This window comes from Achromobacter xylosoxidans A8 (assembly GCF_000165835.1).
Taxonomy (GTDB): Bacteria; Pseudomonadota; Gammaproteobacteria; order Burkholderiales; family Burkholderiaceae_B; genus Achromobacter; species Achromobacter xylosoxidans_B.
In genome coordinates, this window is record NC_014640.1 from 6,702,009 (window position 1) to 6,722,636 (window position 20,628).

A 20,628-nucleotide genomic window follows, 5' to 3' on the forward strand; every position below is an offset into this window, starting at 1 on the left:
GCGGCCAGCGCGCGCCCAAAGAAAAGCCCACCCTTGCGGGTGGGCTTGGCCTTTACGGCGGTTGCCAAACGCGCCGCCGCTATGCCTGCAGCGACAGTTCCTTCCACACGGCCATGGGCGCTTCCGCGTGGTTCAAAGTGTAGAAATGCACGCCCGGCGCGCCGTTGTCCAGCAGCGTCTGGCACAGCTCGGTCACCACGTCCACGCCGAAGGCGCGGATGGAAGCCTTGTCGTCGCCGAACTCGGCCAGGCGCAGGCGGATCCAGCGCGGCACTTCCGCGCCGCACATTTCCGAGAAGCGCAGCAGCTGCGTGTGGTTCGTGATGGGCATGATGCCCGGCACGATGGGCACGTTCACGCCCTTGGCCTGGGCCCGGTCGACGAAGTCGAAATAGGCGTCGGCGTTGAAGAAGTACTGCGTGATGGCCGCATCGGCGCCGGCTTTCACCTTGTTCACGAAATGGTCCAGGTCGGCCGAGGGGCTGGCCGCCTGGGGGTGCATTTCGGGATAGGCCGCCACTTCGATGTGGAACCAGTCGCCCGTTTCCTCGCGGATGAACGACACCAGCTCATTGGCGTAGCGCAGTTCGCCCGCATCGCCGCCCATGCCCGAGGGCAGGTCGCCGCGCAGGGCCACCACGCGCCGCACGCCGTCGTTCTTGTAGGCCTGGAGAATGTCCCGCAGGTCCTGGCGCGTGGCGCCGACGCACGAGAGGTGCGGCGCCGCCTCGCAACCCAGGTTGCGCAGCGTGCGCACGGCGTCCGCCGTGCCGGCGCGCGTGGAACCACCCGCGCCAAAGGTCACGCTGACGTACTTGGGCTGGATGGCCAGCATCTGCTTGGCCGCGCGCACCAGCCGCTCTTGGCCGGCCAGGTCGCGCGGGGGAAAGAATTCCAGACTGAAGGCGGGAGTAGTCGAGTCAGACATCAGGGAATCAGTTTGGTAAGCAAGCCAGAGATGATGCTGTACAGGATCGCACCGCCCACGGCCCACCAGAACCCGTTGACCTGGAAGCCCTTCAGCACGGAGCCGACGAACCAGAACAACAAGGCGTTGATGACGATGAGGAAGAGACCGAGAGTGACGATCGTGATGGGCAGTGTCAGCAGCACCAGCACCGGCTTGACCAGCATGTTGACCAGGCCCAGCACCAGCGCGGCGATGAGCGCCGATCCGAAGCTGGCCACGGTGATGCCGGGCAGCAGGTAGGCAACGGCCAGCAAGGCCACCGCGTTCAGGATCCAGACGAGTATCAAGGCCATGTTCGATCTCCTGTTGTGAGCCTGCCGGCCCTACCGCGGCGATACGTTCGCGGCAGGGATCCTGCAGGCCGGAAAGCCCGCGCCGACGTGGCGCGGCACTTCCCTATTTTGCTACAACCATCAATAGCGGTAGTGCTCGGGCTTGTAGGGGCCTGCCACCGGCACGTTGATGTAGTCGGCCTGGTCCTGGCGCAGGGTCGTGAGCTTCACGCCCAGCTTCTTCAGGTGCAGGCGGGCGACCTTCTCGTCCAGGTGCTTGGGCAGCACGTAGACCTGGCCCGAGGTGTAGGCTTCGTTGCGCGTGAACAGCTCGATCTGGGCGATCGTCTGGTTGGCGAACGAGGACGACATCACGAACGAGGGGTGGCCGGTGGCGCAACCCAGGTTCACCAGGCGGCCCTGGGCCAGCAGGATGATGCGCTTGCCGTCCGGGAAGATGACGTGGTCGACTTGCGGCTTGATTTCTTCCCACTTGCAGTCGGCCAGGCTGGCGACGTCGATCTCGTTGTCGAAGTGGCCGATGTTGCACACGATGGCCTGGTCCTTCATGGCGTTCATGTGCTCACGCGTGATGACGTGGTAGTTGCCGGTGGCCGTGACGAAGATGTCGCCGTGGGCGGCGGCCTCTTCCATGGTCACGACCTTGAAGCCTTCCATGGCGGCCTGCAGGGCGCAGATCGGATCGACTTCGGTGACCCAGACCTGGGCGCGCAGCGCGACCAGCGCCTGGGCGCAGCCCTTGCCCACGTCGCCGTAGCCGGCCACGACGGCAACCTTGCCGGCGACCATCACGTCGGTGGCGCGCTTGATGCCGTCGACCAGCGATTCGCGGCAGCCGTACAGGTTGTCGAACTTGGACTTGGTGACCGAGTCGTTGACGTTGATGGCGGCAAAGGCCAGCTCGCCCTTCTGCGACATCTGGTACAGGCGGTGCACGCCGGTGGTGGTTTCTTCCGTCACGCCCTTGATCAGGGCCAGGCGGGTCGAGTACCACTTGGGATCGCGCTTGAGGGTTTCCTTGATGGCGGCGAACAGGATGCGCTCTTCGTCGCTGCCCGGGTTGGCCAGCACCGAGAGGTCCTTCTCAGCCTTGGTGCCCAGGTGCAGCATCAAGGTGGCGTCGCCGCCGTCGTCGAGGATCATGTTGGCGTTTTCGCCATTGGGCCATTCGAAGATCTTGTGGGTGTACTGCCAGTACTCTTCCAGCGTTTCGCCCTTGACGGCGAAGACCGGCGTGCCCGACGCGGCGATGGCGGCGGCGGCATGGTCCTGCGTGGAGAAAATGTTGCACGAGGCCCAGCGCACTTCGGCGCCCAGTGCCACCAGCGTTTCGATCAGCACGCCGGTCTGGATGGTCATGTGCAGGCTGCCGGCGATGCGCGCGCCCTTGAGCGGCTGCTTGGCGGCGAATTCCTCGCGGATGGCCATCAGGCCGGGCATTTCGGTTTCGGCGATGGCGAGCTCGCGGCGGCCCCAGCCGGCCAGCGACATATCGGCGACGAGGTAGTCGGAGAAAGATTTATCGGTCACAGCATTCATGGTGTGTAGGCTCCACGTGAAATACGAACGGCGCACGATATGGCCGGACAACGCGAAGACACCACGATGGTCGAGTGCTCGCCTTTCCCGCCATATGCGACAAAGGTGAGCGCCGTTGCTGTAGCGCCGCGCAAAGCGCGCCGCTTGAACAAGGATTCCTGAGCCTGGCGAGCCTGGTTCCGCAGCCGTACAAGCTGGCGGGAACCGCAGGGTCGTCGCAACGCTCCTCAGGATTGCCGGGCATTGTACCCGGGAACCGTGCGCCAGGGATCAAACCCCTGGCTCCCTGGCGGGCATTTCGCCGCCGGGTCGCCTCGCCAGCGCGGCCCCTTCGGGCACGCACGATACCTCTGCGTGTTCCACGCCACGGGCGCTCCCGTCCAGGGGCACCAGTGCAGCCAGCAGGGTCGAGGCAACCGAGTCCCAACTGCGCGTCAGCGCGTGTTCACGCACCGCGTGGCGGTCCAGCGACAGGGCCGCGCGGCAGGCGTGGGCCAGGTCCTCGTCCAGGAATCCGGTGACGCCCTGGGCCACCACCGCCAACGGCGCCTCGCTGCGGAAGGCGGCCACCGGCGTGCCGCAGGCCATGGCCTCCAGCATGACCAGGCCGAAGGTGTCCGTCAGGCTGGGAAACACGAAGACGTCGGCGGATCCATAAAGCGCTGGCAGCGCTTCGTCATGCCGCATGCCCAGGAAGACAGCGCCGGGAAAACGCTTCTTCAACCGCGCCTCATCCGGCCCCGCGCCCACCACCACCTTGCTGCCGGGCAGATCCAGCGACAGGAAGGCGTCCAAGTTCTTTTCCCGCGCCACGCGGCCCACGCTCAGGAATACGGGACGGGGCAGATCGGGGAAGGCCTGGTCGGCGCCCGGCTGGAACTTGCGCGGGTCCACGCCGCGCGACCAGATCTGCAGGTTCGCCAGGCCGCGCCGCGCCAGCACGTCGCGCACCGTGGGGGTGGGCACCAGCACGCGCTGCGAGGGCCGGTGGAACCAGCGCAGATAGCGCCACGGCAAGGCCGCCGGGATGCCCATGCGCGCCTGCAGGTAGTCCGGGAACATGGTGTGGAACGAGGTCGTAAAGCGCCAGCCCCGCGCCAGCGCCATGCGGCGCGCGGCCAGGCCCAGCGGGCCTTCGGTGGCGATGTGCAGGGCGTCGGGCACGATGTCGCCCAGGATGCGGCGCAATTGCCGGCCGGGCTGCAAACACAGCCGCAGGTCCGGCTCGGAGGGCGCCGGCACGGTGCGGCTGCCCTGCGGGTTCACCACGATCAGCTCGTGGCCCCATTCGCCGAGGATCTGCTGCATGGTCGTCCAGGTGCGGACGACGCCATTGACTTGCGGATGCCAGGCATCCGTGACCAGGACGATGCGCATGATGGAGCCGGAAGTGGGCAATAGCGCGATTTAGCCCGCGCCATATGACATGCCCAAGACGGCCTGCGCGGCCGGGTGCTAGTTGTTGCGGCGGGGATACCCTTGCGCCGTGATGCGCACCCAGACTTCGCGCTTTTCCTCTTCCGTCATGAAGACCCAGTTGGCGACTTCCATGGCCGTGCGGCCGCAGCCGCGGCAGATGTCGTCAAACAAGGTGGAGCAGACCGCCACGCAGGGGGAATCCGTGGCTTTGAAGGCGCGTTGCGCGTCTTCGGGCTCGGGAATTTTGGAGAGGTCGACGTGGTGCTGATTCATTGGGCCTAGGTTAACACCCGGAGTGCGTCCCCTTTTAGAAGGCCCTATGTCCTGCCCGGACTTCAACATCTGTCGGCGCCCGCAGTGCTAAGCGCCGGCAACCAGGCTCGCAGAGCGCGTCAGCGCCAGCCGAAAAACTCCGCCGCCTGCGCCAGCAGGGCGTCCGGGCACTCTTCGGCCAGATAGTGCGCGCCCGGCAGCGGACCGCCGGACACGTCCTCCGCCACCGTCCGCCACAGCGCCAGCACGTCGAAATTCCGGCCTACCGCGCCGCGCTCGCCCCACAGCGCCCGCAAGGGCATGCTCAGGCGCTCGCCAGCGTCCCGGCCGGCGCGGTCATGCTCCAGGTCCAGCGTGGCGGAGGCGCGGTAGTCCTCGCAGAGGCCCGTGGCCCAACCGGGCAGGCGCGCGGCGCGCTCGTATTCGGCCATGGCCTCGGCGGAAAAGTGCGCCAGCCCGCCGGGCCGGCCGCCCATCACGGAACGCAGGTAGAACACCGGGTCGCGCTCGATCATGGTTTCGGGCAGGGGCGCAGGCTGGATCAGCCAGAACCAGTGGAAATAGGCCTGGGCGAAGGCGCGCGTGGTGCCTTCGTACATGTCCAGCGTGGGCGCGATGTCCAGCAGCATCATGCGGCTGACGGCGGCGGGATGATCCAGCGCCAGCCGGTGCGCCACCCGCGCGCCGCGATCGTGCGCCAGCACCTCGAAGCGCTCGTGACCCAAGGCGCGCATCAACCCGATCATGTCGGCCGCCATCGCGCGCTTGGAATGCGCCGAATGGTCCGCGGACGCAGCAGGTTTGTCGCTGTCTCCGTAGCCGCGCAGGTCTGCCGCCACGCAGGTGCGATGGCGGGTCAGCTCCGGCCAGACGCGGTGCCAGATGGCGTGGGTCTGGGGATGTCCATGCAGCAACAGCAGCGGCGGGCCCGAACCGTCGACACGCGCGGCGATCTCTATGCCATTGGCGGCGATGCGGCGTACGGGCAGGTCGAAAAATGCGGTCATACGGCCTCTCGGTCCAGGCGGTCGCGCACGCGGCGCGCCAGGTCTTTCATCCAGGGATGCCGCGCCCAATGGCGGGCCTCGAAACGTTCTACCTCGTCCAGCTGCTGCAATGATGCGCCCACCATGTCCTGCCCCTGGACGTACATGCGGCGATGCCGCTCGGGCAGCGTGAACGCCGCCGTCCAGCCGTCCGCCGCGACGACGCGCCCGGCCGCCACGTCGATGCCGAGACGGTTGGTATCCGCATTGGACACCCGCGCGAGCAAGGCGTCGATCTCGGCCGGCGCCAGGCTGATCAGCAACAGGCCATTGTTGACCGCATTGAAGTAGAAGATCTCGCCGAAGCTGGGCGCGATCACGGCGCGGATGCCGAATTGCTGCAGACCCCACACCGCATGCTCGCGGCTGGAACCGCAGCCGAAGTTCGGCCCCGCCACCACGATGGACGCGCCGGCATAGGCGGGCTGGTTCAGCACGCAATCGGGCCTGGGCGCGCCGCTGGCGTCAAAGCGCAGGTCATGCAGCAAGCCCCGGTCCAGTCCCGCCTTGTCGATGATGCGCAGGAACTGCTTGGGCATGATCTGGTCGGTGTCCAGATTGGAAAAAGGCAGCGGCGCGGCGACGCCGGCTATGGTTGCGGTCATGCGTGTTGCTCCCAGGCGCGAATGTCGACGATGCGGCCGGCCAGCGCGGCGGCGGCGGCCATGGCCGGACTCATCAGGTGCGTGCGGCCCGCGCGCCCCTGCCGGCCTTCGAAATTACGGTTGGTGGTGGAGGCGCAGCGCTCGCCAGGGCTGAGCACGTCGTCGTTCATGGCCAGGCACATGGAACAGCCGGGCTGGCGCCATTCGAAGCCGGCCTCGATCAATTGCGCGGCGATGCCCTCGGCTTCGGCCTGCGCGCGCACCGCGCCCGATCCGGGCACCACCATGGCCCGCACCCCCGCGGCCACCTTGCGGCCGCGCACCACGGCGGCGGCCGCGCGCAGATCCTCGATACGCCCGTTGGTGCAGGAGCCGATGAACACGCGGTCTATCGGCAGGCCGGCTATCGGCGTGCCCGGGGTCAGGCCGATGTAGTCCATGGCTTTTTCCAGCGCCAGGCGCGCCAGCGCGTCGGGCTCGGCCTGGGGATCCGGCACCACGCCGTCCACCGGCATGGCCTGGTCCGGGCTGGTGCCCCAGGTGACAAAGGGCGCGATCGTGGCGGCATCCAGCGCGTGCTCGGCGTCGAATGCGGCGTCCTCGTCCGAGCGCAGCGTGGCCCAGTAGGCGCGCGCCTGCGCCAAGGTTTCGCCTTGCAGTTCGGGCGCGTGCGCGGCGACGTAGGCCTCGGTGATGGCGTCCGGCGCGATCAGCGCGGCGCGAGCGCCCGCCTCCACCGTCATGTTGCACAAGGTCATGCGAGCCTCGGCGGACAGCGCGGCTATCGCCTCGCCACAGAACTCCACCGCGTGGCCGCGCGCGCCCTGCGCGCCGATGCGATGCACGATGCAGATCACCAGGTCCTTGGCGGTGACGCCGGCCGGCAGCGCGCCGTCGACGCGGATGCGCATGTTGCGCGCCACGCGGTACGCCAGCGTCTGCGTGGCCAGCACGTGTTCGACTTCGGATGTGCCGATGCCGAAACCCAGCGCGCCCAACGCGCCGTAGGTGGTGGTGTGGCTGTCGCCGCACAGCACCACCATGCCCGGCAGGATCATGCCGTGCTCGGGCGCGATCACATGTTCGATACCTTGCAGCGGGTCGGTGGTGTCGAACAACGCAATGCCCTGTTCGTCGCAATTGCGCTTGAGGTTGAGCGCCTGGCGCGACGAGGCATCGTCGGCGATCACGCGCAGCGCCGACGGCACCGGATGCGTGGGAATGATGTGGTCCACCACCGCCATCTGCTGCCCGGGACGCAGCACGCCGCGGCCGCGCGCGGCCAGGCCGCTGAAGGCCTGCGGGCTGGTGTACTCGTTCATGATGTGCAGGTCGACGTAGAGCAGGATGTGCTCCGCGTCGATCCGGGCCACCTCATGGCTGGCCACCAGTTTGTCGTACAGCGTCATGCCGGGCATGTCTTGCGTCCTTCGTAGTTGGGTCTTGCGGCCCGATCAGTTGGCCTGGATGCCGGCGTCCTTGACGATGCCGGCCCAGCGCGTCATCTCGGCGGCCACCATGGCGTCGGTCTTGGCGGGCGAGGAAATCAGCGGATCAAAGCCCTCGCGGCCCATGCGTTGCGCCAGCTCCGGCGAACGCAAAGCCTGTTCCAGCTTGGCGTTCAAGGTATCGATCACGGCTTGCGGCGTACCCGCGGGCGCGCTGATGACGAACCAGGTGTTGAACTCGTAGCCGGGCAGGCCGGATTCAGCGATGGTGGGCACGTCGGGCAAGAGCGGCGAACGCTTGGTACCGGTCACGCCCAGCGCCTTGAGCTTCTTGCCGTCGACCTGCGGCTTGGCCGCGGACAGCACCGGGAAACTCATCTGCACCTGGCCGCTGATGGTGTCCACCATGGCCGGGCCGCCGCCCTTGTAGGGCACATGCAGGATCTGCGTCTTCGAGACCGACTTGAACAGTTCCGCAGCCATGTGGAAGGTGCTGCCGGTGCCCGCCGAACCGAAGCTCAGATCGTTGGCGGGCCGCTCGCGCACATAGGCCAGCAACTCGCTCACGTTGGCCACCGGCAGCGTGTTGGTCACCGTCAGCACGTGCTGCGAAGTCCCTATGGTGCCGACCGAACGCAGGTCCTTCCGCGTGTCGAAGGGCATGCTCTGGAACAGCGCCGGGTTGATGGCCAGCGACATGGTGTTGACGGCCAGCGTGTAGCCGTTGGGCTCGGCGCGCGCCACCGCGGCCATGCCGATATTGCCGGAGGCGCCCGCGCGGTTCTCCACCACCACGCTCTGCCCCAACGCACGCCCCCAGGCGTCGGAGATCAGGCGCGCGGCGATGTCCACGCTGCCACCGGGCGCGAATGGCACGATGAGCGTCACGGCGCGCTGGGGAAAGGCGTCGGCGGCGGCCGGCGGGGTCCAACAGGATGCGGCGATGGCCGCGCACAAGGCGCCGGCCGCTATGTTGATCTTCATTCCTGGTCTCCTCGTTTGGCCGCGCCAGGCGGCTCTGTAGTGGTGAGCCCAGTGTATAAGCCGGTCTCGTTCTTATAATTAATGATCCGAATAAAGCTTTATTAAATTCAGTTTATAAATAAGCCCATGGACGCCCTCTCCGACCTTGCCTTCTTTTCGCTGGTGGTCAAGCACGGCAATCTGTCCGCCGCCGCCCGCGAACTGGGCCTGACTCCGCCCGCGGTCAGCACGCGCCTGGCCAAGCTGGAACAGCGCCTGGGCGTGCGGCTGCTGAACCGCACCACCCGCCGGGTCAGCGTCACGCAGGAAGGCGAGCTTTATCTGGCCGAAGGCGGCCGCATCCTGACGGACCTGGAAGCGCTGGAACGTTCCGTGTCGAGCGCCCGCGCCCGGCCCCAAGGGCTGCTGCGGCTGAACGCGACCTTCGGCTTCGGCCGCGCCCACATCGTGCCCGCCGTGTCGGACTTCGCTCGCCAGTACCCGGAAGTGGAGGTGCAGATGCGCCTGACCGACAGGCCGCTGAACCTGATCGAGGAAGGCTTCGACGTGGCGGTGCGCTTTGGCGACCTGCCCGACGCGCGCCTGACCGCGCGCAAGATCGCCTCCAACCGCCGGCTGCTATGCGCCTCGCCGCGCTACCTGGAAACGCATGGCGAACCGCGCGCGCCGGGCGACCTGCAACGCCATCGCTGCATCGTGGTGCGCGAGAACGACGTGGCCTATGGCACCTGGCGCCTGGAATCCGGCCTGCGCGCAGAGACCGTGAAGGTGCGCGGGCCGCTCAGTTCCAATGACGGCCAGAGCGCCCTGGAATGGGCGCTGGACGGTCACGGCATCGTGATGCGCTCGGAATGGGAAACTGCGGACCATCTGCGCGCCGGCCGCTTGCGCGTGGTGCTGGCCGACTGGCGCACGCCGCCCGCCGACATCCACGCGCTCTACCCCGAACGCCTGAACCTGCCCGCCAAGACCATCGCGTTCGTGGAGTTCCTGTCGCAGCGCTTCGCCCGGCATCTGCGCGCGCCGGGTTCGGACGCCGCGGTCTGGTGAACAGGCGCTCGCGTCCTGTCCCGCGGCGGCCGGGACCGGGATGGCGCCGCTAAACGTCCGCCCCCAGCCGCGCGCCAGCGCGGACAATGCCGCAGCGCTTGTGTGCCCGCATCACCACGCCGACTTCGCTGTTCAGCACGCCGTCCAGCTCGCCCAGGCGGCGCGTCACCACATCCCACAGATGCAGGCTGTCGCGGCACAACACGTGCCAGAACAGCTGCGACGCACCGCTGGTGCCGAACAGGCAACGGGTGTTGGGATCCAGCGCCAGGTGCGCGGCCAGCGCGTCCACGGCTTGCGGGCGCACCTGCACGGAAATCACCGCCTCCACCGGGAAGCCAACCAGCGCCGGCTCCACTTCCACGCGGAAGCTCAGCGCGCGGCGCTCCACCATGTTGTGCAGCAGGCGCTGCGCGGTGGGCTCGCTGACGCCTGCATGCTCGGCCAATTCCGCCAGGCTGGCGCGGCCATCGCGCATCAGGTAGGCCACCATGCGCTGTTCAGCGTCGGTCAGGGCTGCGGGCGGCTGCGACAGCGTGGGCTCGGCGGCGGCGCCATCCGCCTGAGCCTGGATGCGCCACTGGCCGGCGCGCCGGAACGGCCGCAGCACCAGCCGCGCTTCCACGTGCTCCACCCCATCGATGGACGGCAGCACGCGCGTCACCACGTCCGGCATGTCGGCGGCGTCCGCCAGGGTCAGCTCGGCCATCAGGTCGGCCGAGCCGGCCAGCGTGACCACCAGCTGGCTGATATCCAGCCGCGCCAGCTGGTCCGCCACCTCCGGCACGCGACCCGAACGGCAGCGCACCCAGGCATGCAGCACCACGCCGCGGCCGGTGGCCAGCGGATCGGGTTCGGCGATGACACGCAAGGCGTCGGCATCCATCAGGCGCTTGAGGCGGCGCGCGACGGTGCGCTCGGCGATGCCGGTCGCCGCGCCCAGCTCGCGCCAGGACGCGCGCGGGTCCGCCTGCAGCGCGATCAGGCAGGCGAGATCGGTGTCGTCCAGCCCCGGAGCTAGGGGCTTACCCTTACTTGACGTGTCCATATTCATTAAATTAACGTTCGCTCATTGATAAAAACATAAAATTAAACGGTCTTTTTGACCAAAAATAAATTCTTATTTGAGGTTTTCATGAGCAGCACATCAGCGCCCCTGCGCAAGCCGCAGGGGGCAGCCGCCTCGGCCGGCCCCGCGCCCGTCTCCCGCGCGCGCACCATTCTGGCCGGTAGTGTAGGCAATGCCGTCGAATGGTTCGACTGGACCATCTACGCGTCCTTCGCCATTTTCTTTTCCAGCCAGTTCTTCCCCGAAGGCAACGAAACCACGGCCCTGCTGGCCACATTCGGCATTTTCGCCGTGGGCTTCTTCATGCGTCCGGTGGGCGGCTGGCTGCTGGGCATTTTCTCCGACCGCTATGGCCGCAAGGCCGCGCTGGGCCTGACCATCCTGATGATGGCCGGCGGCTCGCTGATCATCGCCGTCACCCCCACCTATGCCGCCATCGGCCTGGCCGCTCCGCTGCTGCTGACCGCCGCGCGCCTGCTGCAAGGCCTGTCGCTGGGCGGGGAGTATGCCTCGGCCACGACTTTCCTGGCGGAAATGGCGCCGCCCAACAAGCGCGGCTTCTATTCCAGCTTCGTGTTCTTCAGCGCCGCCGTGGGCATCCTGGCCGCGTCCGCCATCGGCTGGGTGCTGACCTCGACCTTGACCAAGGCCGAGATGGCCGCCTGGGGCTGGCGCATTCCGTTCTTCCTGGGCGCGCTGGGCGGCCTGGCCGGCATGTGGATCCGCCGCTCGATCCCGGAAACCGAGGCGTTCTCGCACGCCAAGAAGGCCGGCGTCGAAAAGCAGCCGCTGCGCACCTTGCTGCGCGACCATCCGCGCGAAGTGCTGCGCATCGTGGGCTTTTCCATCCTGACCACGTTCGCGTTCTACATCTTCGTGGCCTATGTGCCCACCTACGCCATCCGCCAGGTGCACGCCGACCCGAAGACCGCGTTCGCCGCCAACACCGTCGCGCTGATCGTGTTCATGCTGGTGCAGCCGCTGTTCGGCATCCTGTCCGACCGCATCGGCCGCAAGCCGCAGTTGATCTTCTTCGCCGCCGGCTACCTGGTGTTCTTCTATCCGCTGATGACCACGCTGGGCCCCTCGTTCGGTTCGATCCTGGCGGTGGAACTGTTCGGCCTGGTGCTGTACGCCATGTACACCTCGATCGCGCCGGCCATCATGTCCGAGCAGTTCCCCACCAGCGTGCGCGCCGTCGGTATCGGCACGCCGTACAACCTGGTCGTGGCGCTGCTGGGAGGCACCACGCCCTATCTGCTGACCTGGCTGCAAAGCAAGGGCATGGAGCGCTGGTTCTTCTACTACGTGCTGGCGGGCGCCGTGATCACGCTGATTACTTTCATCCGCATGCCGGAAACCAAGGGCCAGAGCCTGAAGTAAGCCAATAAAGAACAAGCGTCACGCACTAGCGCTTTCCGGTTCCCGCAGGACCGGAAAGCTTTTTCTTTTCCGATGAGACCCATGCCAGCACAAGACACCGCCCTGCACTTCCAAGACGCCCAGGCCCTGGCCGGCGCCATCCGTCGGCGCGAACTGAGTTCGCGCCAGGTCACCACCCACTTCCTGGACCGCATCGAGCGCGCCCCCGCGCTCGCCGCCTACAGCGAAGTCACGGCCGAGCGCGCGCTGGCCCAGGCCGACGCCGCCGACCGCCTGCTCGCGGCGGGCATGCTGCTGGGTCCCTTGCATGGCGTGCCGGTGGCGGTGAAGGACAGCGTGCAATGGGAGGGTGTGAGCGTCTGCCTGGGGTCACTCGCCCTGCAGGGGCGCATCAGCGACGCCACGGCAGCCCCGCTGCAAAAGCTGGCCGCGCAGGGCATGGTGGTGCTGGGCAAAACACGCATGACCGAGTTCGCCTTTGGACTGTCGGGCCAGAACCCCACGCAAGGCACGGCGCGCAACCCTTGGGACGCGCAGACGGCGCGCGCGCCGGGCGGCTCGTCCAGCGGCGCGGGCGTGGCCGTGGCCGCAGGCCTGGCGCCACTGGCGCTGGGCGGCGACACCGGCGGCTCGGTGCGCGCGCCGGCGGCGCTGAACGGCCTGGTCGGCTTCAAGCCGTCCACCGGCGTGATCAGCCGCGACGGCTGTCTGCCGCTGTCTGACACCCTGGACGTGCTGGGTCCGATCACGCGCAATGTGGCCGACGCCCGCCTGCTGACGAAACTGCTGGCCGGCCCCGACATCGGCGACCCGGCCACGCTGGACTATCCCGCAAGCGCCATCGCGGCCTTGCGCCAGCCTGCCGCGCGCGGCCCGGGCCCGGTAGCGGTGCTGGCCCCCGAAGCCTGGCCCGCCCCCTTGGCAGACGCCGGCCTGCGGGCCTGGCGCGAGGCCGAGGAAAACCTGGCGCAGGCCGGCTACACGCCTACTCCCTGGCATCCGCCCGCGGCCCTGTCGTTCGCCCGCATGGCCGACGACAACTCCGTGGTGCTGGCGTACGAGGCTTACCGCTATTACGGCGCGCTGGCAGAAGACCCGGCCACGCCGCTGTGGGAAGTGGTGCGCAAGCGCATCGCGTCCGGCGGCCGCATCACGCAGGCCGACTACGAAGCCGCACTGCAACGCCGCGCCGCCGACATGGCCGCGTTCGCGCAGGCCATGCAGGGCCTGGACGCCCTGCTGATGCCCGCCTGCGACCAGGCCGCGCAAGCGCTGGACGCTGACGACACACGACACGCCGGCCTGGGCAAGCTGCTGCGTCCCGCCAACTTCCTGGGCGCGGCCGCCATCTCGCTGCCGGCGGGCTTTGATACCGAGGGCATGCCCATGGCGGTGCAACTGCTGGCGTCCGCGGGCGGCGACGCCGCACTGCTGGACTGCGCTGCAGCGCTGGAGCCGGTGCTGGACCCGGCGCCGCGCCGGCCCAACCTGTCAACCTGGGGTCTGTAAACCCCGCACGCAAGAAAAAGCCCCCGCAGTGCGGGGGCTGTGCTTACAGAATCAGAAAGGCTTACACGGCCTTCTTCAGATCCTGCACCTTGTCCGTGGCTTCCCACGAGAATTCCGGCTCGGAGCGGCCGAAGTGACCATAGGCGGCGGTCTTGGCATAGATCGGGCGCAGCAGATCCAGCATGTTGACGATGCCCTTCGGACGCAGGTCGAAGTGCTCGCGCACCAGCTTGGCGATCTGGTCGTCGGGGATGACGCCGGTGCCTTCCGTGTACACGGTGATGTTGATGGGCTCGGCCACGCCGATGGCGTAGCTGACCTGCACCTGGCACTGGCGCGCCAGGCCGGCGGCCACGATGTTCTTGGCCACGTAGCGGGCGGCGTAGGCGGCCGAACGGTCGACCTTGGACGGATCCTTGCCCGAGAACGCGCCGCCGCCGTGCGGGCAAGCGCCACCGTAGGTGTCGACGATGATCTTGCGGCCGGTCAGGCCGCAATCGCCTTGCGGGCCGCCGATGACGAAGCGGCCGGTCGGGTTGACCAGGAACTTCGTCTGCGGCGTGATCAGGCCTTCCGGGAAGCTGGGCTTGATGATGTCTTCGATCACCGCTTCGCGGATGGTCTCTTGCGAGACTTCCGGCGCGTGCTGGGTCGACAGCACCACGGTGTCGACTTCCGCCGGGCGGCCGTCGATGTAGCGGAACGTCACTTGCGACTTGGCGTCGGGACGCAGCCACGGCAGGCGGCCGTCCTTGCGCAGCTCGCTCTGGCGCTGCACCAGGCGGTGCGCGTACCAGATCGGGGCGGGCATCAGGTCAGGCGTTTCGTCGCAGGCATAGCCGAACATCAGGCCTTGGTCGCCCGCGCCCTGGTTCAGGTAGTCCTCGGAGCTGCGGTCCACGCCCTGGGCGATGTCCGGCGACTGCTTGTCGTAGGCGACCAGCACCGCGCAGCCCTTGTAGTCGATACCGTATTCGGTATTGTCGTAGCCGATGCGGCGGATCGTATCGCGCGCGACCTGGATATAGTCGACGTTGGCGGTGGTGGTGATCTCGCCGGCCAGCACTACCAGGCCGGTGTTGCAGAGCGTCTCGGCTGCGACTCGCGCATTCGGGTCCTGCGTGAAGATCGCGTCCAGGATCGAGTCGGATATCTGGTCGGCAACCTTGTCGGGATGCCCTTCGGAGACGGATTCGGAAGTAAAGAGAAAGTCGTTATTGGCCACAGATGCGTCCTTGGTGGCCGGCTTAGCCGGCGCATAGGTTCACGAGGCGCGTTGCACCCCCGACCGCATGACATACGCAAATCTGGGCGCGACGCTTTAGCGGATTTGGCAAAAGGCGCGCAAAGCGCTACACCCTTGCCGTCGCCCCGCAAGTTGTCGGTTAACTCGGCGACTGCGCTATTTTAAGCGAAAATGCGGTTCTGCCGCCAAAGCCAGGGGTCTAAGCATATTCCCCCTGCCCCAGGCGCACTTCCCGCCCGTCCCACTTTCCTGCCGCATGCTGCTCTTCCTGTTCAGATTATTCGCCGCCCTGCCCCTGTCCGTCGCGCACGCCGCGGGGCGCCTCGCCGGGCGCGCGATCTACGCCTGGCCAGGCAAATACCGGCAGCGCCTGCAAGCCAACGCGGTCCAGGCCGGCTACCCCGACCCGGCCTTCGCGCGCCACGCCGCGGGCGAAATCGGCGCCATGATCCTGGAAAGCCCGCGGGTCTGGTTCCGCAATGAACAAAGCCTGGCCCAGGTGATCTCGGACGACAACGACGTGGTCAGCGCGGCCCGCGCGGAAAACCGCGGCATTCTGTTCCTGACGCCGCACCTGGGCTGCTTCGAGATCACGGCCCGTTACCTGGCCCGCCAGATGCCCATGACGGTCATGTTCCGCCCGCCGCGCAAGGACATCCTGGCGCCGCTGCTGGAAACCGCTCGCAACACTTCGGCCGTCAATGCCGTGCCGGCCAATATGCAAGGGGTGCGCGAGTTCGTGCGCGCCCTGCGCCGCGGCGAGTCCGTGGGCATGCTGCCCGACCAGGCGCCCAGCGTGGGCGACGGCGTCTGGGCCCCGTTCTTCGGGCGCATGGCCTACACCATGACGCTGCCGGGCAAGCTGGCCACGCAGACGAACGTACCCATCATCCTGACCGCGGGCGAACGGCTGCCGGGGGGCCGGGGCTGGCGCATCCATTACGTGCGCGTGCCCGAGCCGCTGCCTGCCGACGCCGAAGCGCAAGCCGCGCTGCTCAACGCCGCCATGGAAACGCTGATCCGCCGCTGCCCGGAGCAATACCTCTGGAGCTACAACCGCTACAAGACGCCGCGCGGCGCACCGCCGGCACCTGCCGCCGACACTGCATCCCCGGCCAACTGAACCGCCGCGCCCCGTCCGCTCCACTTTCCTTACCCTATGACTAATTTCAAAACGCGCGCGCTGGTATCCCTGTTGAAATGGTTCGCCCGCATCAAGCCATCGACGCGGCTGCGCATCGGCGCGGGCCTGGGCTGGCTGGCGCCACGGCTGGTCAAATCGCGCGCGCGCATCGTGCGCCGCAATCTTGAGCTGTGCTTTCCCGAGCAGCCCGAACAGGTCCGCGAACAGTGGGTCGCAGACCACTTCCGCGCGCTGGCGCAATCCATCGTCGACCGCGGCGTGCTCTGGTACGGCACGCCCGAGGCTGTCAGGGAGATGGTGACGCTCAGCGGCGTGGACGAAGTCAACGCGCTGATCGCCCAAGGCCGGTCGGTGATCCTGCTGGCGCCCCATTTCATCGCCATGGACGCGGGCGGCACCCGGCTGACGATGGATATCCCCAGCGCCGCCACCATGTATACCCCGCAAAGCGACCCCAACATCGACGCCGTCATGGCCGCCGGACGGGCTCGTTTCAATGAGGCTTACCTGGTCAGCCGCAAGGACGGCGTGCGTGAACTGATCCGCCATCTGCGCGCGCCCCGCCCTGTCTATTACCTGCCCGATATGGATTTCGGCCGCCAGGGCTCGGTATTCGTGCCCTTCTTCGGCATCCAGGCGGCCACTCTGCTGGCAACCGCCCAACTGGCCAAGAAATGGGATGCGGCGGTACTGCCGGTCCTGGGCTTCTGGAATCCGGATACCGGCCGCTATCACATCGAAGTTCTGCCCCAGCTGGCCGACTTTCCGGGAACTGATTCGCTGGAAGATGCCACCGCCCGCCTGAACCGCGAGTTGGAATCCTGGGTCCGCCGCTGCCCCAGCCAGTACTACTGGGTCCACCGGCGCTTCAAGACGCGTCCGCCGGGCGAGCCCAAACTCTACTGAGTCCGCGGCCCGCGCCGCTCGCGCCCCAATATGGGCGATAATCCGGTGATGAACTGGAACTTCACCAAAATGCATGGCGCGGGCAATGATTTCGTCGTGCTCGACGGGGTCCGCCAGACCATCGACATGACGCCCGAGCGCGCCCGCGCCTTGGGCGACCGGCATTTCGGCATCGGCGCCGACCAGATCCTCCTGGTCGAGCGCGCGACGCGGCCCGACGCCGATTTCCGCTATCGCATTTTCAATTCCGACGGCAGCGAAGTTGAGCACTGCGGCAACGGCGCGCGCTGCTTCGTGCGCTTCGTGCATGAGCAGGGCCTGTCCGACCGCAACCCGCTGCGCGCCGAGATCGCCACCGGCATCCTGGTGCTGGACCAGGGCGACGACGAGCAAGTCACCGTCGACATGGGCAGCACGCGCTTCGAACCCTCCGCCCTGCCCTTCGACACCGCCGGCCTGGCCTCGCGCGTCCAAGGACAGGACACGCTGTGGGAACTGGAGCTGGACGCGCCCGCGGGGCTGCCGCGCACGGTCGCGCTGTCCGCCGTGGCGATTTCCAACCCGCACGCCGTGCAGGTCGTGGACGACGTCGACACCGCGCCCGTAGCCATCCTCGGGCCGTTGATCGAAACCCATCCGCGCTTCCCGCGCCGCGTCAACGCCGGCTTCATGCAGATCGTGGACCGCAACAACATCCGCCTGCGCGTGTTCGAACGCGGCGCCGGCGAAACGCTGGCCTGCGGCACCGGCGCCTGCGCCGCCGTCGCGGCCGGCATCCGCCGCGGCCTGTTGGACTCGCCGGTGCGCGTGCAAGCGCGCGGCGGCGTGCTGACCGTCGCCTGGAACGGCGAGCAACTGCGCATGACGGGCCCTGCCGAGTCCGTCTTCACGGGGCAGGTCGACATCGACAAGCTCGTCTTCTCCATGGGACTGAACCGATAAGCCATGACTGATACCGCTATTACCGCCCAGGACATCGCTGCTTTCCTGCAAGACAATCCTGGGTTCTTCGACGATCACGCAGATGTCTTCGCCACGCTGCAGGTGCCGCACCCGCACGGCTCGCGCGCCATTTCGCTGGGCGAACGCCAGATCCTGACCCTGCGCGAGCGCAACCGTGAACTCGAATGGCGCTTGAACGAGCTGGTGCGCAACGCCAGCGCCAATGAAAGCATCGGCACGCACGTGGCCAAATGGTGCTGCCGCCTGCTGTCCGAATGCGATCCGCAGCATGTGCCGGGCGAAATCGCCCTGGGGCTGGCCGAACAATTCGAGCTGAACCACGTGGCGCTGCGCCTGTGGGACCTGTCCGAATTGCCCGCCGCCGGTTACGGCGAGCCCGTCACCCAGGACGTGCGCGCCTTTACCGACAGTCTGAAGACGCCCTACTGCGGCACCGACACCGAGTTCGAAGCGGCCGGCTGGCTGGACGCCAAGCCCAAGTCGCTGGCGCTGGTGCCGCTGCGCCTGGAAGCAGACGGCCCTGCCGTCGGCCTGCTGGTGCTGGGCTCGGACGACGCCGAACGCTTCACGCCCGAAATGGGCACGACCTTCCTGGAATCCATCAGCCAGCTGGCTTCGGCGGCGCTGCATCGCCTGAATCCGGCCTCACCCAAGGCCTAGCGGCGACACGGGCGGACGCCATGCCGAAAACCACGCAAGCGCAGGACACGGCCCCGCCCGAAACTCCCCTGCCGGACGCGATGAGCGCCTGGCTGCGCCATCTGGAAACCAACCGGCGCTATTCGCCCCATACGCTGGACGGCTACCGCCGCGAACTGCATTTCCTGCGCGAGCTTGCCGACCACGCCAAGCTGCCGCTGGACAAGATCGGCAACGGCCACATCCGCCAGTTCGTGGCGCGCCTGCATGCCCAGGGGCGCGGGCCGCGTAGCCTGGCGCGCACCTTGGCGGCCTGGCGCGGCTTCTATCAATGGTGGGCCCCGGCCATCGAACTCGCAGGCAATCCCGTGGCGGGCGTGCGCGCCCCCAAGGCGCCGCGCGGCCTGCCCAAGGCCTTGTCCGTTGAACAGACCCAGGCCCTGCTGGACCGCGCGCCCGCGCAAGTCGCGACCGAACCCGCCGCGCTGCGCGATCAGGCCATGCTCGAACTGCTCTATTCCAGCGGTCTGCGGCTGTCGGAGCTGGTGGGGTTGGACCTGCGCTACGAACGTTCCGGCAACTATGAATCGCGCGGCTGGCTGAGCCTGGAAGAGGCCGAGGTCATCGTGCTGGGCAAGGGCGGCAAGCGCCGCTCGGTGCCCGTGGGCCAGGCCGCCCTGGAGGCCCTGCGCAAATGGATCGCGGTGCGCCCGCAGCTCACGCCATTCACCGCGCAGCCCGAGGACGCGGCCGCGCTGTTCCTGGGCGCACGCGGACGCCGCATCTCGCCGCGCGTGGTGCAGCTACAGCTGGCGCGCATCGCGCAACAGGCCGGCGTGCCCACGCATGTGCATCCGCACGTGCTGCGCCACAGCTTCGCCAGCCATGTGCTGCAGTCCGCGCAGGACCTGCGCGCCGTGCAGGAAATGCTGGGCCACGCCAACATCTCCACCACCCAGATCTACACGCGGCTGGATTTCCAGCATCTGGCCCGCGCCTACGACCAGGCGCATCCTCGCGCCGGGCGTAAATCCTGAACGTCTCGGGTCCGCTTCGTCAGACGTGAGCGGCGCCGCACGCTCATAGCGCTGGCCTTAACCGCCTCCGGCGATCACACCGCCCAGCAGCATCACACCCAGCAACAGCACCGCCAAAGCAGCCAACGCTTCCACGCCGTAACGCAGGCGCGCCGCCCCCGCGCCGGACAGCCGGCTGCCGATACGCGTGGCCGCGCCGCCGGCCGCGACCGCCAGGCAGGCCAGCGCCGCCACCGTCAACCCAGTGCCCAGGCCCATCGCCAGGGCCGAGGCCACGCCGGCCAGGAAGAAGCCCTGCGCCAGGGCGAACACCAGCACGATCAGCGCGCCGCTGCAGGGGCGCAGGCCCACGGCCAGGATCGCCGTTCCCGCGCGGCGCCAGTTCAGCGGACCTGACACCTGTTCGGGTGCGGGCACATGCGCGTGACCGCAGCCGCAATCGTGGTCGTGATGGTGATCGTGGTGGTGATGGACAGGGGCGTGAGTGTGAGCATGCTGCAACAAATGCTGCCGGCCCTGCCCGCGACTGCGGGCCTGGCTGTTGTAGTGCTCGTGCTCATGCATGGAATCCCCGGATGCGCGCCGCGCGCGGGACCGCAGCAACGGAATGATCGCCTTGACCCACACCAGCCACGCACCCAGCAATGCCACCAGCGCATAGGAGCCTAGCTCCAGCCAGCGCGTCGCGTTGTTCATCGTTGCGGCGGTAGCGTTGAAGATCAGCGCCAGCACTGCCACCAGCACAATCGCCACCAGCGCCTGGATCAGCGCGGACGCCAGCGCCAGCAGCGCGCCGTTGCGCGCGGTCTGGCGGTTGGCCAGCACATAGGAAGAGATCACCGCCTTGCCATGCCCCGGCCCCAGCGCATGGAACACGCCGTAGGCGAACGACAGCCCGATCAAGGCCCAGGCCGCGCCGCCGTCCGCCTGCCAGGCGCGCACCGCGCCCGTCAGCTGCCGGTAGAAATGGCTTTGCCAGACGGACACCTGGCCGAAGAAACCGGCCAGCCAGCCCGGCCCGCCCATGCCCGCGCCGCTCTCAGGCACGCCGAAGGGGTGCGCGCCCTGCGCCGCGACCGCACCGGCTGCGCCCAACAACAGCACG

The 20,628-nt window shown here is 67.9% G+C and carries 20 protein-coding genes and 1 riboswitch; of the genes, 8 read left to right on the top strand and 12 right to left on the bottom strand.

Translation table 11 applies throughout. The features are described 5' to 3' along the window. Positions 1 to 79 precede the first annotated feature (79 nt). The 9 genes from metF to AXYL_RS30900 form a co-directional block, all read right to left on the bottom strand. Entirely contained in the window at positions 80 to 928 is an 849-nt protein-coding gene (gene metF / locus AXYL_RS30860; protein ID WP_013396812.1) for a methylenetetrahydrofolate reductase [NAD(P)H], read from the bottom strand. Continuing rightward, complete coding sequence (locus tag AXYL_RS30865) at positions 928 to 1,263, bottom strand: phage holin family protein (RefSeq protein ID WP_006389784.1); 336 nt, start codon at positions 1,261 to 1,263, stop codon at positions 928 to 930. Before AXYL_RS30865 ends, metF begins: the two co-directional genes overlap by 1 nt. Before the next feature lie 120 nt (positions 1,264 to 1,383). After that, on the bottom strand, positions 1,384 to 2,802 hold the full coding sequence (ahcY, locus tag AXYL_RS30870) for an adenosylhomocysteinase (RefSeq protein ID WP_013396813.1): 1,419 nt from the start codon (positions 2,800 to 2,802) through the stop codon (positions 1,384 to 1,386). 100 nt (positions 2,803 to 2,902) lie between these two features. Continuing rightward, positions 2,903 to 3,037, bottom strand: a riboswitch (S-adenosyl-L-homocysteine riboswitch). Positions 3,038 to 3,072: 35 nt separating this feature from the next. Then, on the bottom strand, positions 3,073 to 4,179 hold the full coding sequence (locus AXYL_RS30875) for a glycosyltransferase family 4 protein (RefSeq protein WP_013396814.1): 1,107 nt from the start codon (positions 4,177 to 4,179) through the stop codon (positions 3,073 to 3,075). 78 nt (positions 4,180 to 4,257) lie between these two features. Next, positions 4,258 to 4,494 (bottom strand): DUF1289 domain-containing protein, encoded by a 237-nt coding sequence (locus AXYL_RS30880; protein WP_013396815.1) that lies wholly within the window; start codon positions 4,492 to 4,494, stop codon positions 4,258 to 4,260. 119 nt (positions 4,495 to 4,613) lie between these two features. Beyond that, positions 4,614 to 5,501 carry an alpha/beta fold hydrolase gene (locus tag AXYL_RS30885; RefSeq protein WP_013396816.1) on the bottom strand — a complete coding sequence of 296 codons (888 nt, stop codon included), beginning with the start codon at positions 5,499 to 5,501 and terminating at the stop codon, positions 4,614 to 4,616. Beyond that, on the bottom strand, positions 5,498 to 6,145 hold the full coding sequence (gene leuD, locus AXYL_RS30890) for a 3-isopropylmalate dehydratase small subunit (protein WP_013396817.1): 648 nt from the start codon (positions 6,143 to 6,145) through the stop codon (positions 5,498 to 5,500). The genes AXYL_RS30885 and leuD overlap by 4 nt, the downstream gene beginning before the upstream one ends. After that, positions 6,142 to 7,563: a 3-isopropylmalate dehydratase large subunit gene (gene leuC, locus AXYL_RS30895; protein WP_013396818.1), complete on the bottom strand. Its 1,422-nt coding sequence runs from the start codon at positions 7,561 to 7,563 to the stop codon at positions 6,142 to 6,144. Before leuC ends, leuD begins: the two co-directional genes overlap by 4 nt. A 36-nt stretch (positions 7,564 to 7,599) precedes the next feature. After that, positions 7,600 to 8,577 carry a tripartite tricarboxylate transporter substrate binding protein gene (locus AXYL_RS30900; RefSeq protein ID WP_013396819.1) on the bottom strand — a complete coding sequence of 326 codons (978 nt, stop codon included), beginning with the start codon at positions 8,575 to 8,577 and terminating at the stop codon, positions 7,600 to 7,602. A 126-nt stretch (positions 8,578 to 8,703) separates the two neighbouring features. Between AXYL_RS30900 and AXYL_RS30905 the strand changes: the two genes are divergently transcribed. Then, entirely contained in the window at positions 8,704 to 9,627 is a 924-nt protein-coding gene (locus AXYL_RS30905) for a LysR family transcriptional regulator (protein WP_013396820.1), read from the top strand. 49 nt (positions 9,628 to 9,676) lie between these two features. On the opposite strand, the gene AXYL_RS30910 is transcribed toward AXYL_RS30905, so the two are convergent. After that, positions 9,677 to 10,681 carry an Lrp/AsnC family transcriptional regulator gene (locus AXYL_RS30910; protein ID WP_013396821.1) on the bottom strand — a complete coding sequence of 335 codons (1,005 nt, stop codon included), beginning with the start codon at positions 10,679 to 10,681 and terminating at the stop codon, positions 9,677 to 9,679. Between the two features lie 81 nt (positions 10,682 to 10,762). Between AXYL_RS30910 and AXYL_RS30915 the strand changes: the two genes are divergently transcribed. After that, positions 10,763 to 12,079, top strand: a complete 1,317-nt coding sequence (locus tag AXYL_RS30915; RefSeq protein WP_013396822.1) for an MFS transporter — start codon at positions 10,763 to 10,765, stop codon at positions 12,077 to 12,079. Between the two features lie 81 nt (positions 12,080 to 12,160). After that, entirely contained in the window at positions 12,161 to 13,588 is a 1,428-nt protein-coding gene (locus tag AXYL_RS30920) for an amidase (RefSeq protein ID WP_013396823.1), read from the top strand. Between the two features lie 61 nt (positions 13,589 to 13,649). Here the strand turns inward: AXYL_RS30920 and metK are convergent, their stop codons facing one another. Next, positions 13,650 to 14,813: a methionine adenosyltransferase gene (metK, locus tag AXYL_RS30925; RefSeq protein ID WP_013396824.1), complete on the bottom strand. Its 1,164-nt coding sequence runs from the start codon at positions 14,811 to 14,813 to the stop codon at positions 13,650 to 13,652. 277 nt (positions 14,814 to 15,090) lie between these two features. On the opposite strand from metK, the gene AXYL_RS30930 reads away from it, so the two are divergent. Genes AXYL_RS30930 through xerC form a run of 5 tightly spaced genes read left to right on the top strand, consistent with a single transcriptional unit; the run spans position 15,091 to position 19,523 of the window. Continuing rightward, positions 15,091 to 15,957: a lysophospholipid acyltransferase family protein gene (locus tag AXYL_RS30930; protein WP_013396825.1), complete on the top strand. Its 867-nt coding sequence runs from the start codon at positions 15,091 to 15,093 to the stop codon at positions 15,955 to 15,957. 36 nt (positions 15,958 to 15,993) lie between these two features. Continuing rightward, a complete protein-coding gene (locus tag AXYL_RS30935) occupies positions 15,994 to 16,884 on the top strand; it encodes a lysophospholipid acyltransferase family protein (RefSeq protein WP_013396826.1) in 891 nt (296 codons plus the stop codon). Between the two features lie 30 nt (positions 16,885 to 16,914). Then, positions 16,915 to 17,826: a diaminopimelate epimerase gene (dapF, locus tag AXYL_RS30940; RefSeq protein ID WP_013396827.1), complete on the top strand. Its 912-nt coding sequence runs from the start codon at positions 16,915 to 16,917 to the stop codon at positions 17,824 to 17,826. A 3-nt stretch (positions 17,827 to 17,829) separates the two neighbouring features. Further along, positions 17,830 to 18,507 carry a DUF484 family protein gene (locus tag AXYL_RS30945; RefSeq protein WP_013396828.1) on the top strand — a complete coding sequence of 226 codons (678 nt, stop codon included), beginning with the start codon at positions 17,830 to 17,832 and terminating at the stop codon, positions 18,505 to 18,507. Between the two features lie 20 nt (positions 18,508 to 18,527). Next, positions 18,528 to 19,523, top strand: coding sequence for a tyrosine recombinase XerC (xerC, locus tag AXYL_RS30950; protein ID WP_013396829.1), 996 nt, complete (start codon positions 18,528 to 18,530; stop codon positions 19,521 to 19,523). Between the two features lie 57 nt (positions 19,524 to 19,580). On the opposite strand, the gene AXYL_RS30955 is transcribed toward xerC, so the two are convergent. Continuing rightward, on the bottom strand, positions 19,581 to 20,627 hold the full coding sequence (locus AXYL_RS30955; RefSeq protein WP_041656762.1) for a nickel/cobalt transporter: 1,047 nt from the start codon (positions 20,625 to 20,627) through the stop codon (positions 19,581 to 19,583). Position 20,628: the final 1 nt, after the last annotated feature.